The sequence below is a fragment of the Nocardia abscessus genome, assembly GCF_015477775.1.
GTDB classification, from domain to species: domain Bacteria; phylum Actinomycetota; class Actinomycetes; order Mycobacteriales; family Mycobacteriaceae; genus Nocardia; species Nocardia abscessus_A.
Genome location: NZ_JADLQO010000022.1, coordinates 44,855 through 57,758, shown reverse-complemented (window position 1 = coordinate 57,758; position 12,904 = coordinate 44,855). Strand labels below are relative to the sequence as shown.

At 65.8% G+C, this 12,904-nt stretch carries 13 protein-coding genes; 7 read left to right on the top strand and 6 right to left on the bottom strand.

From position 1 onward, the window contains the following. Positions 1 to 128: 128 nt before the first annotated feature. Complete coding sequence (locus IU450_RS35860; RefSeq protein WP_195154180.1) at positions 129 to 1,526, bottom strand: ABC1 kinase family protein; 1,398 nt, start codon at positions 1,524 to 1,526, stop codon at positions 129 to 131. Positions 1,527 to 1,701: 175 nt separating this feature from the next. On the opposite strand from IU450_RS35860, the gene IU450_RS35855 reads away from it, so the two are divergent. Further along, positions 1,702 to 2,361, top strand: coding sequence for a TetR/AcrR family transcriptional regulator (locus tag IU450_RS35855; protein WP_195154150.1), 660 nt, complete (start codon positions 1,702 to 1,704; stop codon positions 2,359 to 2,361). A 467-nt stretch (positions 2,362 to 2,828) separates the two neighbouring features. After that, positions 2,829 to 4,040: a PucR family transcriptional regulator gene (locus IU450_RS35850; RefSeq protein WP_195154149.1), complete on the top strand. Its 1,212-nt coding sequence runs from the start codon at positions 2,829 to 2,831 to the stop codon at positions 4,038 to 4,040. Between the two features lie 45 nt (positions 4,041 to 4,085). On the opposite strand, the gene IU450_RS35845 is transcribed toward IU450_RS35850, so the two are convergent. The 3 genes from IU450_RS35845 to IU450_RS35835 form a co-directional block, all read right to left on the bottom strand. Next, positions 4,086 to 4,718, bottom strand: coding sequence for a TetR/AcrR family transcriptional regulator (locus IU450_RS35845; RefSeq protein WP_195154148.1), 633 nt, complete (start codon positions 4,716 to 4,718; stop codon positions 4,086 to 4,088). Positions 4,719 to 4,800: 82 nt separating this feature from the next. Continuing rightward, a complete protein-coding gene (locus IU450_RS35840) occupies positions 4,801 to 5,517 on the bottom strand; it encodes a TetR/AcrR family transcriptional regulator (protein WP_324197951.1) in 717 nt (238 codons plus the stop codon). 284 nt (positions 5,518 to 5,801) lie between these two features. Further along, complete coding sequence (locus IU450_RS35835; RefSeq protein WP_195154147.1) at positions 5,802 to 6,929, bottom strand: NADH:flavin oxidoreductase; 1,128 nt, start codon at positions 6,927 to 6,929, stop codon at positions 5,802 to 5,804. A 108-nt stretch (positions 6,930 to 7,037) separates the two neighbouring features. On the opposite strand from IU450_RS35835, the gene IU450_RS35830 reads away from it, so the two are divergent. Continuing rightward, positions 7,038 to 7,505 carry a MarR family winged helix-turn-helix transcriptional regulator gene (locus tag IU450_RS35830; protein WP_228835597.1) on the top strand — a complete coding sequence of 156 codons (468 nt, stop codon included), beginning with the start codon at positions 7,038 to 7,040 and terminating at the stop codon, positions 7,503 to 7,505. Positions 7,506 to 7,678: 173 nt separating this feature from the next. Here IU450_RS35830 and IU450_RS35825 read toward each other — a convergent pair whose 3' ends face one another. Continuing rightward, on the bottom strand, positions 7,679 to 7,936 hold the full coding sequence (locus IU450_RS35825; protein WP_195154146.1) for a tetratricopeptide repeat protein: 258 nt from the start codon (positions 7,934 to 7,936) through the stop codon (positions 7,679 to 7,681). A gap of 251 nt (positions 7,937 to 8,187) precedes the next feature. Here IU450_RS35825 and IU450_RS35820 point away from each other — a divergent pair, with 251 nt between their 5' ends. Next, on the top strand, positions 8,188 to 8,784 hold the full coding sequence (locus tag IU450_RS35820; protein WP_195154145.1) for a hypothetical protein: 597 nt from the start codon (positions 8,188 to 8,190) through the stop codon (positions 8,782 to 8,784). 664 nt (positions 8,785 to 9,448) lie between these two features. Here the strand turns inward: IU450_RS35820 and IU450_RS41120 are convergent. Beyond that, positions 9,449 to 10,150: a TetR family transcriptional regulator gene (locus IU450_RS41120; protein WP_195154144.1), complete on the bottom strand. Its 702-nt coding sequence runs from the start codon at positions 10,148 to 10,150 to the stop codon at positions 9,449 to 9,451. On the opposite strand from IU450_RS41120, the gene IU450_RS35810 reads away from it, so the two are divergent. The 3 genes from IU450_RS35810 (at position 10,134) to IU450_RS35800 (ending at position 12,629) form a co-directional block, all read left to right on the top strand. Continuing rightward, entirely contained in the window at positions 10,134 to 11,114 is a 981-nt protein-coding gene (locus IU450_RS35810) for an alpha/beta hydrolase (RefSeq protein ID WP_228835596.1), read from the top strand. The two genes, IU450_RS41120 and IU450_RS35810, sit on opposite strands and share 17 nt — an antisense overlap. A 108-nt stretch (positions 11,115 to 11,222) precedes the next feature. Continuing rightward, a complete protein-coding gene (locus IU450_RS35805; RefSeq protein ID WP_195154143.1) occupies positions 11,223 to 11,828 on the top strand; it encodes an FAD-dependent oxidoreductase in 606 nt (201 codons plus the stop codon). Between the two features lie 33 nt (positions 11,829 to 11,861). Then, a complete protein-coding gene (locus IU450_RS35800) occupies positions 11,862 to 12,629 on the top strand; it encodes a hypothetical protein (protein WP_195154142.1) in 768 nt (255 codons plus the stop codon). The last annotated feature ends 275 nt before the right edge of the window (positions 12,630 to 12,904 follow it).

Below are 12,904 nucleotides of genomic sequence, written 5' to 3'. Positions count from 1 at the left end.
CGCGTTCCGGCCTACGCCGCAGCAAGGGCGAGCCCGACCACTCTCCGGCCAACGCTCCTGGTCGGGCCTACTTCCGTCATCGCGGCGCTGCCGCGGTTTCCTGGCGGTGGCATAGGAGGAAGTCCTGGTCAGTGGTGAGAAGGTGGTCCCGAAATTCGCCCGGCTCGCCACCGTGCCGTTGCCCGCCCGATGTCGGTTGCCGGCGGCTCGCCGTAGAGCCACTCACGGGCCAGTCGATGCCAATTGTTGGTCGTCTCGAGCTGACCGAGTGCAGCGAAGGTGAACAACTCCGCCCGCCTGGAGAACACGTGCTCAGCCGGAAGCAGCTGATGCCGCATACCCCGGAACTCGTCCGCCCTGGGGTCGACGGCGAGCACCACTGCCGCGGTAGCGAGTTCGGGGGTGATCGTGATCTCCTCGTCGAGCAAATGCCAACCCGAGGCGGCCCACACGTATTCCAGGCATTCCTGTGGTGTGACGTTCGCATCCGGGTCGATGATGCCGCGGCCGACCCACGCCTGGTACAGATCCCCGGCCCGGTGTTCCCCGGCGGCCAGCAGGGACGCACGCTCGAACTCGGCGTCCGCAGGATCCATCCGGTAATAGAGCCCGAAATCCACGAAGGCGAGGCGACCGCCCCCATCCAGAAGAATGTTGCCGGGATGCGGGTCACCGCAGAACTCGTAGTCGGAGAACAGCGAACCGATGTAGAAACGGTAGATCAGCTCACCGATCCGATCTCGCTCGGCCCCGGGCAGAGCCTGAATCTCCTGGAAAGACCTGCCTTCGACGAAATCTGTCACAAGAACGTGGTGCGTGCAGTGTTCTCCGGCACTGTCGGGGACGGTAATGAAGGGATGTTCATGGAAGCGCGACGCGACTTCATGCTGAGTCCGCGCTTCGCGCAGGTAGTCCAGTTCACCGCCGATGTTGCGTGCGATCTCGTCCAGCACGGCGGCGTCGGCCGCACTCGGCAGCACGGATCTCCAAAGCTTCGCGAACAACTGCAAGTTACGCATGTCCGCCTGGACGGCCTCGTCCACACCGGGGTATTTCACCTTCACCGCGACCATGCGCCCGTCATGCAACCTCGCCCGATACACCTGGCCGATCGAGGCTGCGGCCACCGGCGTCTCGTCGAAATCGGCGAACACTCGGGACATCGGCCCGAGATCACCCTCGATGACCTTCCGCATCGCCCTGAACGGCACATCCGGTGCGCGATCTCGAAGTTCGGCGAGCTTCACCCGAAACAGTTCGCGGTGGGATTCGGGGACGAGGTCGACATCGAGAACCGACAGCATCTGGCCCAGCTTCATCGCCGCACCCTTCATGCCGCCGAGCACTGTCACCATTTGCTGCGCAGCTTGCAGAGCGGACCGCTCGGCGAGTATCTGCCGGGCTTCGTCAGGCCGACCGATCATAGACAACCTGGTCCCGACTCCACGCACAGCCTGCCCCGCGACCAGTCGGCTCAGCCGACTGCCCCGCACCAGTCGACCTCTGGGCAGCTGACCGGCCGCCATCATCACCTCCGTGGGCCAGCCCATGACCTATATCGCGCGCCGCTGGTGTCGGCCGTTCCCGCAACCTCGGCCGTCGATCCAACGGTCTAACAACTTACAACGAGTGCCGGTGATCGTCGACAGCTGAAGTTGATGTGAACAAAGCTCGGTTTTTGACCACAAGACAGGAAGTGTGATGCCGCAGAAGCCCCCTCGACAGCGGCGTCGCCCGACCCAGCAGCGCGCGAAGGAAACGAGGGAGCAGATACTCGAAGTCGCGGCGCGGTTGTTCGGTGAGTGTGGAATCGCAGGGACCTCGACGAACCGGATCGCGGCGGAGGCCGGGTTGAGCATCGGCACGCTCTATCGCTACTTCCCCGATCGGAACGCGATCGTCGATGAGCTGCTCGAGCGCCTTCTCGAGAACGCGGAGCGGCGCTTCACACACTGGGTGTCCGACTTGTCGCAGCGCCCGATTCCCCAACTGCTCCCTTCGGTTCCGAAGGTGCTCAGCGAGTTGCTGGAGCTGTTCACCGAAGAGTTGGTCGCCAACGCGTATCTGGTACGCGCGCTGGGCGACGGAGTTCGACCCTACGGCAGCGGCACTCCCCAGTTCGAACTGCGTCTGCGTCCACTGGTCAAGGCGCTGTTGGTCCAGCTCCTCGGTCCCGGGGACGATCACAAGTACGACGTGATGGCATATGTGCTGATCGATATCGGCTCCGCGGCGGTGCTGCGCACAACGGCCCGGGAGATCGACGACCATGAACGCCGCGAGGCTATCGCGATGACCGCTCAGATGATCGGCGCATGGCTCGAGGCGGAGCGAGCTGCGCAACGGACGTCACTGCCCTGAGCCCTGCGGCCAGGACTGTGTCAGCGCGTCCTGCGAGCCGCTCGATCCTCTGCGATCTGATGGACGATCCGTGTTCCGCGCCGAATCGGACATTCCACTCTCACAGACCAGCGGCCACTGGCTTCCACTGCTGGACCAGTGGCAGAAGGATTGCACAACTCCTGTCCGACGTCAGCTCCTCTCTGTGCGCCGCAAAAAATGAGCAAACGTCTCGCGTGATCGCCCGATAGTTTCTACGACCGCCGCGACAAACGGTATTCCGCCGCATGTTACCGCCGTGATTCACCGACATCGAACGGTTGACTGAAGAAGAGTGGAAGGTGAGTTCGGGATCCTCTTATCGTTGGACCACGACCGATGAGGACCACAGGTCGAATGCGTTCGCCGTGGGAGGTCGGCCGCCTCGCGCGGCTGCACCGCACCATCGGCCGGTAGAACCGCAGCAATCAGGCGGAAGGGAGTCGACGATGACAGCCAACGGGGCACTTCGAACTGGATTGACCGCCTCGAGCAACCGGACGCCGATACCCACACAAGGCATGCAGGTCGGGCACTCTATCGACAACGTGATGACCTCCGCCATGCTGCCCGGCGACGACGTCACCCGGGTATGTCTCGAGCTGTCTGCCGACATGCTGGACGGGCAGGATATTCCGGCGAAGACCGGCCGGCTGGCCGATGCGGCAACTGATTGGGCCCGGGAGGGCGTGCCGATCGACACGATCCTGCATTCCATCCATGACGGATTGAAGCTCGGTATGGATCTCATCTTCTCGAACGTGACGGCGAAGGACTACGCCACTCTGGTGGACGGCGTGAAACTGGTGGTGGAAATGCTGGACATCATGAGCGCGACTGTCGCCCGCGCCTATGTCCGTGAGCACAAATCGGCGGTCAGTGAGCATCACACCGCCGTGCACACTCTGACCTCCGCGCTGCTAGGGGGATACACCACCGCGACAACGGCCCGGGAAAACGGAATAGTCGTCGCCGACGAGTATTCGGTTCTGGCAGTGGATGTTCCAAAACACCCGGACGAGCAGCATCCGATGCTCGATGGCAGGGTCGTCGCCCGCCGCAAACTGCGCCGCCTACAGGCCGAACTCGCTACCCGCTGCGGCGAGAACGCACTCGCGCTGCTCAGTGTGGACGGCGGGACGATCCTGATCCCGACTGCGTCCCTGAGCGACGAGCGCCTGGACGAACTGCTCGCCCAACTTTCAGCGGCCGCGCGCGTACCGGTGACAGCGGTCGTGGTCACAGCGTCGGCCACTGGAGTGCCCGGTGCAGCCGACCGCGCTCACGAACTGCTCGACACGGTGCGGCGGCTGCAATGTGCCCCCGCTCTGTACCGTTTCGCCGATATGGCGCTGGAGTACCAGCTGACCCGACCGGGGCCGGGCCGTGAAACTCTCGGGTCGCGGCTGGACCCCCTCGACGATCACCCCGAGCTGCTCCAAACCTTGCGGAGTTATACCAGCAACAACCTCAATCGCCAGCGCACCGCCCGCTCGTTGCAGATCCACACCAACACCGTCGACTATCGGCTCAGGCGGATCAGCCAGCTCACCGGACTCGATCCCACCAACACATCGGGTGTGTGGCAGCTACGTTCGGCCCTCATCGCCCGCACGTTCAGCGAGCGCAGCCAACCTGATACGCAGGCCGACGCCGTGTGAACTGCCACTACGAATTCCGATCATTCGGACACGTCCTGGTGGTGGTTATCCGGCGTTTGTCGATGCCTCGATTTCGGCTTCGGCCCCTGCCGCGATCAGGCGGGCGGTCATGACGATGACCTCCTGGCGCTCGACGGTGTCGGCGTCGAGTAGCGCGGCGCGGACTGCCGCCGCGAAACCGACGTTGATCAGAACGAACGCTATCGCGTCGTGGCCATTTTCATTGCCAGGGCCGAGCACCCGGATCAGCAGAACTTTCAGTAGCGCGCGCAGGCGCGGTTCGAATTCCGGGAGACGGCTGTTGTAGTAGGCCAGCCCTCCCGCCAGCGCCCGCACCAGTGCAGCTCTGGCCACCAGTTCGTCGGTGATGGCCTCGAGAATGGTGACGGCCAGTTCCAGAACGGTTCTGCCGGCGGAATCGGACACGCTGCGAATGAGCTGCTGTTCGATATTTTCCAGCAGCCTTTCCAGCAGTTCGTCCACCATGACCCCGCGGTCGGTGAAGTGTCGGTAGACGGTATTGACGCTCACCCCGGCCTCGGCGGCGATCCGGTTGGTCGAGGTGTTGGCGATCCCGTGTTCTCCGAACAGGCCTGCGGCAGTATCGAGAATGTGCTGCCTGGTGACCTTCGCGCGTTCCTGTATCGGACGACGAGTCGCCTTCTTCGGCGGGGTCACGTACTCGCTCCTGTATGCAGGTCCGGGAGGCGGGGTACTGCGCGACCCGACGGTGCGCCGATTGTTCCGCGTTCGACCTGCGTCATGCCGAGTCCTGCGTGCGTTCGGATTCGATCCACGCCGCGACCGCACGCGCGGTGACGGTGAGTGCCCGGCTACGTTGCTGGTTGTCGATCTCGAGCACCGACGCGCGCAGCGCTGCCGCGATCCCGGTATTGACCAACACGACGCTCATGATGTCGTATTTGTGGTCGTCGCCTGGGCCCAGCAGCTGGATAACCAGCACCTTGGCGAACAGACGTAGACGGAGTTCGAGTTCGGGAATGCCGGTGTCATAGAACGAGACCCCGACCGCGAGCGCACGTATCAACTCTGCGTTCGCCACCAACTCGTCGGTGATGACCTCCAAGATGGACCTCACCAGCACTGCGGTGGTTTGCTCGGCGAGACCGAACACACGCTGCGTGAAGCGTTGTTCGGCGTTTTCCAGCAGCCGCTCGATCAGCTTGTCCACCATGACCGTGCGGTCGGTGAAGTACCGGTAGACAGTGCCGACGCTCACTCCGGCCTCGGCGGCGATCCGGTTGGTCGAGGTGTTGGCGATCCCGTGTTCTCCGAACAGGCGTGCGGCAGTGTCGAGAATATGCTCACGCGTCGCCTTCGCACGTTCCTGTGCCGGACGACGGGTCCCACTGTTCGGCGGCATAAGCTCCTCCTGCCCGCTGTCGCTGGGAATGTCCGACGTCGCCAACCCTACGGTCTGTGTCAGCGGCCGCGGCCCGGAACTTTCGACACCCACGCGAGACCCTGGCCACCGCCACACAGACCGATCTGGATCGCCGGCTCGACACCGGGAACCAGACTACTTCCGACTTCCACGGCGGCCCGCGGGTAGGTGTAGTGCCCGCCTTTCGTGAAGCGGACGACCGAGCCGTCCGGGGGTTCGAGCGGAATCGGTCTCGGCGGAATCGGTTTCGGCGGAGGCGGTGGCGTCGGAGGTAGCGGCGCGAGGTGGGCTCGCATGGCTGTCAGGTCGTAAGCGAGGGGATCGCCGGACGCGGGCAGCAAGCAGGGGACGACCGCCTAACTCAGCGTCTTCAGTGCCGCCGCGTCGTAAGGCTTCAGCTCGTCGATCCGCCCCGCCAGGACCTTGGACGCCCACTCCGGATCCTGGAGCAGGGCGCGACCGACGGCTATCAAGTCGAATTCGTCGCGCTCCAGGCGATCGAGGAGGTTGTCGAGGCTGCCGAGCTCGGCACCCTCGCCCGTGAACGCACGGAGGAAGTCGCCGTCGAGGCCGACCGAGCCGACGGTGACGGTGGGCTTGCCGGTGAGCTTCTTGGTCCAGCCTGCCAGGTTCAGGTCCGAGCCGTCGAACTCCGGGAGCCAGTAGCGACGGGTGGAGGCGTGGAAGACGTCTACGCCCGCCGCGGCGAGCGGAGCCAGGATCGCCTCCAGCTCCTGCGGAGTCTCGGCGAGCCGCGCGTCGTAGGCTTCCTGCTTCCACTGGGAGTAGCGGAAGATCACCGGGAAGCCGGGCGAGACGGCGGCACGAACCGCGGCCACCACCTCGGCCGCGAACCTTGTACGGGCCACGGTGCCGCCGCCGTAGACATCGTTACGGCGGTTCGTCCGCGCCCACAGGAACTGGTCGAGGAGATAGCCGTGAGCACCGTGCAGTTCGACGCCGTCGAAGCCGATGCGCTCGGCGTCCGCCGCGGCTTCGGCGAAAGCGCCGATGACGTCGTCCAGGTCACCCTGGGTCATCGCCTTACCGAGACCCTCGGTGCCGTCGACGCGAATACCGGAGGGGCCGACGGCGGGCGCATCGGGGTAGGGCGCGTCGCCCTGGTTGCGGACCATGCCGATGTGCCACAGCTGCGGCACGATCGTGCCGCCTGCCGCGTGTACGTCCTCGGCGACCTTCGCCCACCCCGCCAACTGCTCTTCACCGTGGAACCGTGGCACACGATCACTCTGCCCGGCGGACTCGTGGCCGACGTAGGTGCCCTCGGTGATGATCAGGCCCACGCCGGCGGCGGCGCGGCGGGCGTAGTACGACCGCACATCGTCACCGGGAACGCCGCCAGGGGAGAACTTGCGCGTCATCGGCGCCATCACGATGCGGTTCGGGACGGTCAGTCCGTTCAGCGCGACGGGCCGGGACAGGATCTCGGCTGCGCGAGCGGCGTCGGACGCGGTGACGATCACTGGTACTCCTCGTAGGTACAACTTCGATGGTTGAGAACTTCAAGCAATGGCCACACGCTAGGGGTAAATATTTGAGATAGTCAAGTTTCTGCGGATAGGCTGGCTGTCATGGCAGAAGCCTCCGGCGTCGACACGGCCCAGCTGATGGAGCTGCTCTCGGTGTCGCTCGGCGCCTACTACGGCGACTTCACCGTCGCGGCGGCGAGTGAGAACCTGACAGCGAGCCAGGGCAGGGCGCTGACCGTGCTGCGCCGGGGGCCCGTCGCGATGCGCGCCCTGGCCGAGACCTTGGCCTGCGACGCCTCCAACGTGACCGGGATCATCAACCGGCTGGAGAAGCGTGGCCTCGTGCGGCGGGAGGCCAGCGAATCCGACCGGCGCGTCACCAATCTCGTCATCACGCCCGAGGGCGAGCGGGTAACCGACACGATCCGGGCGAGAATGCGCGCCACCCGAGACGGCCTGAACAGGCTCGGTGACCAGGATCGGGACCGTCTGTACGCACTGCTGGAACGGGTTTTCGTTGCCGGGCTCGGTACCCGACCGGACTCACCTGGGTCGGTCGCCGGTCGCTAGGCGCCAACGACTCCCGTCCCACCCGCGTGCAGCGCACCACCGTCCACCACCGGCTGATTGTTGGCCAAGTTGCGCCCCACCCGGTCGGCCGAGCCACAATCACTCACCGGGTCGGAAGACACAACATAGTGGGAGCGCGTGGTCTCGGCTCTCGCTCAGCACCGAACTCGACATCACTTTCGCTGCTTCTGGGTCGAGCGCCAGAATGCGATCCCACGGCTTGCGGCGATGGTTGCCGGATGACTCGGACCGAGCAACCGAAGCCGTATCGCGTGTAACTCCTCGTACTCGGCAATCGCGCCGTTCATGTCGCCGCTGGCGCCGAGCCAGCCGGCCAGATTCTCCTGAGCGCGCAGCGTGTTGGGGTGATCCGGGCCGAGTAGCCTTCGTCGTTCCTCGACCTGATTTCGATACTCTGCGACCGCAGCCATCGGGCTTCCGCTCGCGCCACTCGGACCGGACCACCCTGACACGCTGTCGACAAGAGGCCCAGCAGCTATCAGGAACATCCCGGTCGGTCCGGACAGTGCCTGGGGCAGACGAGTGTTGCCGGCAGATTGGGGCTGACCTGCGTGGGGCAGCCGGCGAACGATCAGGAACCTTTCGGCCCTCGTCAGCGTCGGCCGGACGCCGGAGGCGAAAAGGCTTGAGGGTTCGCATATTTCAGTCGATCATCGACCGCGTGGACAACAAAAGCGGCTGGGCCGCGTGGGCGCCGAAGCTCGCCCCGATCTGTTTGGCGGTCATGCCGGTTCTCGCCGTTGGCATGGCGCTGGTCGGTTTTCGGGAAGGCGCTCTACAGTTGGCGGTCATCCCTGTGGGGTTCATCGGGATGGCCGTGTGTTTCGGCTACGCCTTCGCGTTGGCGAGCATATCGGAGTCGGCTTGGTCGTTTGCCCTGGCGATCTTCATAGCGTCTCCCGTTCTGCTCATCGGCCCGATTGCGGTGCAAGTGGTCCTGCTGACCACGATGGGTCGCACCGCCGATTGCGTTGTCCTCGATGTCCGGCGGACCGCACCCGGGGGACTGGACACCGTCGAGGTCGCACAGTTGCGATGCGAGGACGTACCCACCTCGATCACTGCCCCGAAGCTCCACTTCACCACGGCCGGGGAGGTACGGATCGCCGAATCCGTCCGCTATCACCCCGGCAACCTCGTCTCGGCTCTGCCACCCGACGAGCGACGGACCCGCACCATGTGGATGTGGACCTGGGTCGGCGCGTACCTCCTGCTCGCCGGCCTGGGCGCTCTGCACTGGCCGTACCGAAACTGGTGAACACCAGACCTCTGAGATTGCTGAAGCGGCAGCAGAGGAAGCCCGTGTCGCCACAACTGGGTGCCGCCCTTTTCCCGCAGCAGGATCAGCAACTGCACCGGATCCAGGTCCTGCGGCCGCAACGCCAGCGCCCCGCCGCGGCGGCACCCTGGTCTCGGTATGTAGTCCCAGCAACAACGTCAGAGGCAGGCCGGGTGCAGCGGAAACCGCTCGCTCGCCGACGGAGCGATCGACCGCGCAGAAGGACGGGAGCACCGGCAGAGTGGACCGAGGCGGGGGTTTGGCGGCGGTTACACCGGGCTGTGCTCGATGAGTTGGGTAGGCAAGGCTTGATCGACTGATCGCGCGGGCGGTGATCGACGCGGAACGCACGATTTCCTGGCTGACCGGCTACAACCGCCTCGACATCCGCGCCACGACCGCAAGCCCACCCACTTCCTCGCCTTCCTCACCCTCGCAGCAACATTGGACTTCCGGCTCACCGACGCGGGGCTCGCTCGGGTCACCGCACCCACACTCATTCTGTGGGGGTGACCCGGACACCTGGTTGCCCGCATCTCGAGCCGATGGACTGGCGGCGCGCATCCCGAACGCCATGTCCGCCGTCCTGCCGAACTGCGGCCACACCGCCCACAACGAATCTCATAATCAAATCTCATAATCATTAGTTTTTGAGATATCGGTAGACGGTTGCCCGGGAGACACCGAAACGGGTAGCGATGTCCTCGGCATCGTCACCGTCGGCGTGCATCGAGCGCGCCTGTTCGATCTGCTCGCCGGTGAGTTTCGCGGGCCGTCCCCCGTTGCGGCCCCTGGCGCGACCGGTCGGCCTGGGCTCGATGGGTTCGCCCAGCAGCGCCCGCGCGCCGTCCAGGATCAATTGCCTCAGCCGATCGACCGGTTCGTTGCGGAACAGGACGACGGGGTCGGCCAGGCCCGCGACCACCTGAGAGGCCCGCACCCGCTGCTCGATCCCGCTCCCGGGACCCGCCACCAGCTCGTTCGCCAAGGCGATCGCGGCGCGGAAACGGTCGGCCACCGGAGCTTGGACGAGCAGTGTCATATCTCTGACCAGCATGGTCAGGGTGTGCCGGTGGCGCAGGTGCACATCGACATAACCCTCGATCGCCCGCCACCGGACCTCCTCGGCGCTCGGTTCCGACTCGGCCTCGGCCAGCACCGCGTCCAATTCGTCCAGCAGCGGCAGCGTGAGCTGATGCAGGATCGCGTCCTTGGAGTCGAAGTGGTAGTAGAGGGCGGCTTTGGTGACGCCCACCTCGTCGGCGATGGCCTGCATGGATGTGGCTCGGTAGCCGCGGGTGGCGAACAGGACGCGCGCGGCCGCCAGTATGCGCTCAGGTGTCATGCAATCACTTACCTACGGTCAAAAAATCCGCTACGGTACTTACCAACAGTCAGTCTATGCCGCAGGGATGGCCCTTATGCGTACCAAGGTCTCGTTCGACGTCGCCGGTGTCCGGTGTGCCGGACGCCTCTTTCTGCCCACCGGCTCCGCTCAGTTGCCATGTGTGGTGCTCTGCCACGGTTTCAGTGGAACGATGGACCGGCTGTTCGACTATGCCGAGCGCTTCGCCGGCGCAGGCTTCGCGGCATTGGTGTTCGACTACCGTAGCTTCGGCGAGAGCGCCGGCGAACCGCGGCAGGTACCCGGGATCGCCGGTCAGCTCGCCGATATTCGCGCCGCTGTCGAATTCGCTCGCGGTCACCCACGCATCGACGCCGACCGGATTCTGTTGTGGGGTAACTCGCTCGGTGGAGCGCACGCTGTTGCCGTCGCGGCCGACGACCCGCGCTTGGGTGCCGTCGTGGCGCAGATCCCGTTCAACGGCTTTCCGAAGCGGGTCGAGGGGAGAACGGTCCGGGACACCGTGAAGCTGCTCGGCGCGATCCTCTGGGATCGGCTGCGTGGCGCGGCGGGCATGCGCCCGTACTACATCCCGATGGTCGGTCGGCCAGGGGAGCTCGCCGTGACCGCGACGCCGGAAGCCGAGCGTCACATTCAGACCCTCACCGGGGGTGGGGAAACCCTGTGGCGCAACATCATTGCTCCCCGCGCGCTGCTGGCGATGATGCGCTACCATCCCGCGGAGTCTGCTGCACGACTATCGTGCCCATTACTGGTCTGTGCTGCCGCCGAGGATCAGGAGACGCCGGTGAAGACGAGTCGCGCGCTGGCCGACGCCGCGCCGCGCGGCGAGTTGAGGGTATATCCCGGCACCCATTTCTCCTTCTACACCGACCCGGCCTTGCGGGACACCGTCGTAGCCGACCAGATCGACTTCTTCCGGCAGGCCCCGACCGGCGGCTGACAGTCCCCGCGCCGGTGCGCCATCGCCGCCTGGGGAATCGAAGCTACGCCACCCGCTGACTCGTCTTCTAGCTGTACTGACAACAAGCGTTCACCTCGAGGAGTCGTTATGAAGAACCCCATCGCAGACGTGTTGATCGTCGGAGCCGGCCCGGTCGGGCTCGCCGCGGCAGTCGTGCTCGAACAGCTCGGTCGCGAGGTGGTGATCGTGGACCGGCAGGCCGAGGGAGCCAACACCTCTCGCGCGGCGGTGGTGCATCCGCGCACCCTGGAAATACTGGAGCCCTACGGCGTGGTCCCCGCTCTGGTCGCCCGCGGTGTGCACACGCCGACGTTCACGATCCGCGACCGGGATCGGCTGCTGGTGGCGGTGCCGTTCAGCGAACTGCCCACCGCCTACCCCTACACGCTGATGATCTCCCAGGCCGACACCGAGAAATTCCTGCTGGACCGGCTCACCGAGCTCGGTGGCAAGGTGACCCGCCCGGCCACGGTCACCGGGATAACCCAGGCACCGGATTCGGTGACCGCCACCCTTTCGGAAGGCGAACCGATCCGCGCTCGCTGGGTCTCCATCGCCAGTCGGCTCACCGACCTCGCCACCGCATCGGCACGCGTTCGGCCGATGCGCAACACCGCCATGGCGCTGGCGGGCAGGGCTCCGGCAGTGCGCAACCGGCTGGCCTGGCGGCTGTCCGGGCTCGACCGCCGCTGAGCTCCAAACCGCCACGCGAGAACGGAAAACGCCGTGAAGATCGTCAACGACCACCTGGCCGTCAAGGCGCGCCTCATCACACCCACCGACAACGGATTTTTGCTGCTGGCCGCCGAAACAGGCGGCTGGGCCGGGCCGTTCCCGCTGCCTGCCCGATCACGACGCCGCGCCTCGGCCCTCGGTACCCTCTGCGCGCGGCTGGCCCGCCGAGACGATGTCCTCGAGGTGTCAGCGTTCCGGGCGGCACTGCGGCCTCCCGGCGAGGGCGGCGAACTGCTGCGCCGGGCCGGAGCTCGTCCCGCCCGCTACGACATCGTCGTACTCGTCCGCACCCGCACCGTCGCCGACCTCGACGCGGTCCGCGCCGACCCGGTATGGCAGGAACCGGTCGCGCTGCTGACCAGCAGCGCCCGGTACGTACACCAGATCGCCATGAGCAGTCCGGCCCGGATCGCCGATGTCACACACGATCCGGGTAACTGGTTCCTGTTCAACTACTTCCACTGCCCGAACCGCGACACCGTCTACGACGTCTGGGAGTACACCGCGGGCTGGTTCCAGCGCACAACCGCACTGCCGGACTCGGTTCCGATGCGTCCACTGCCCGGCGAACCGGACGATTACACGCTCGTCAACCACGCCGGCTGGCCCACCCTGCGCGCCTTCCTGCCCAGCCTGCTGTTGCGGCCGAGCTTCCGCACCTTCGTCCTGGCCAACTTCGCCGCCAACGATATCGCCGCCCAGCCGATCATCTACCGGCTGATCAGCGCAACAGCGACCGCCGCGGTCGCGAGGAGTTGAGGTGTACGCGATACGGCAGTACGAGTTCGGTTCGCCGAGCGGGTGGCCCGGAGCGACGCTGGTGACGACCAAGACGTCGCGGTCGACGACCCGCGTCGCCACGGCCGACTCGATTCCCGTCCCGCCCCGAGCGCGGACACGTCACGGACGTCGGCAGCGAACGTTGCGCCCGTAGCAATGAACCGGCGGTGGATGCGGCGTCCCGTGCAGCCGCGCCGTCCACGTCGAGGGTGGCAACCCGACCGTCGAGCCGGACGGCCTGGCGAGCCGTGCCG